The organism is Amycolatopsis sp. NPDC059021 (assembly GCF_042739895.1).
In the GTDB taxonomy this organism is placed as follows: Bacteria; Actinomycetota; Actinomycetes; order Mycobacteriales; family Pseudonocardiaceae; genus Amycolatopsis.
The window spans coordinates 3,620-4,738 of the sequence record NZ_JBHYIQ010000081.1 but is presented as its reverse complement, the minus strand read 5'-3'; the positions used below and the strand labels follow the sequence as shown (position 1 = coordinate 4,738).

At 74.3% G+C, this 1,119-nt stretch carries 1 protein-coding gene; it reads right to left on the bottom strand.

Annotated elements, in window-relative coordinates; genetic code table 11:
• Positions 1–160: 160 nt before the first annotated feature.
• Positions 161–988, bottom strand: coding sequence for a dienelactone hydrolase family protein (locus tag ACFWX1_RS35225; RefSeq protein ID WP_378394120.1), 828 nt, complete (start codon positions 986–988; stop codon positions 161–163).
• Positions 989–1,119: the final 131 nt, after the last annotated feature.

Below are 1,119 nucleotides of genomic sequence, written 5' to 3'. Positions count from 1 at the left end.
CCCGCGCGTCTGTCGGGGCACACCCCCCGCCCCACACCCCCACACCCCCCGGGTTGACCATTCAAACGGGAACGCGGGGGCGGCCGGGCGAGTGCGTTTAGCCCGCTAAACGCACTCGGGGGCGCTGAAGGCGGGGTGGCTGGGTTGGGGAGCCGGGGTGTCAGGCGGCGGGTTCGTCGGCGAGTTCGATCGGGGCGCGCTTGACGTCGGCCTCGAGCAGCGGGAGGTACTTGCTGGTGCCTGTCAGGTGGGTCAGGAAGAACGCCGTGAACAGGGCACGGGTCAGCTGCTGGGTGCCGCGATGCGGCTTCCCGTGCAGGAGCAGCTGGCTCCAGTGCCGTCCCTCGGTGACCGCCAGATGCGAGGACTTCCCCAACGTGCGCAGCTGGACGGGGCCCGCCCACGCGTCGGCGATCGCCTCCGCGTGCCCGACAGCGGGAGCGATGAGGTCGTCACCCGCGGCCAGGTGCAGACCGGGTGCCCTGATGGCTTTGGCCGCCTCGGTCGCAGGAGGAAACGTTTGCGCGGCCGTGATCGTGGCGACCGCGCGGATCTCGGGCTTGGGGGGTTCGGCGGTCGCGGCCTGCGCGGCGGCGAGGACGGCCGAACCGCCGCCGGTCGAGTGCCCGGCGAGGCCGAGGCGGTCCGAGTCGACGCTGATGCCGTCGGGACCGAGCCGGACCTTGGTGACGAGGTCGAGCGTGGCCAGCAGGTCCGAAGCGAGCAGACGATGCGACGGCAGCGGTCCGCGCTGGGTGGCCGGGGCCGTCGCGACGATGCCCCAGCTCGCGAGGTGCCGGAGCAGCTGGTGGTAACGACCGGTCGGCTGAAGCCAGCCGTGACCGAACGCGACGGCGGGCAGGCCGAGACCCGATCGTGGGGTGAACACCACGCCGGGCAGTCCGACCAGGGCGAGGTTGCCGCGCAGGACCTCGTGCGGGCCTGGGTGCGTCAACTCCGCGAGCAGCTGCTTGGGCTTGCTGGCCATGGCCGTGACCTTACTGCCCGCACCCCCGCCCAGCCCGCCCGCCGCCCCGGGGGGGGGGGGGGGGGCCCCACAAAACCCGCCCCCGGGCGCTCCGCCGCCGGGACCGCCCCCGGGCCCCCGGCACCCCCGAG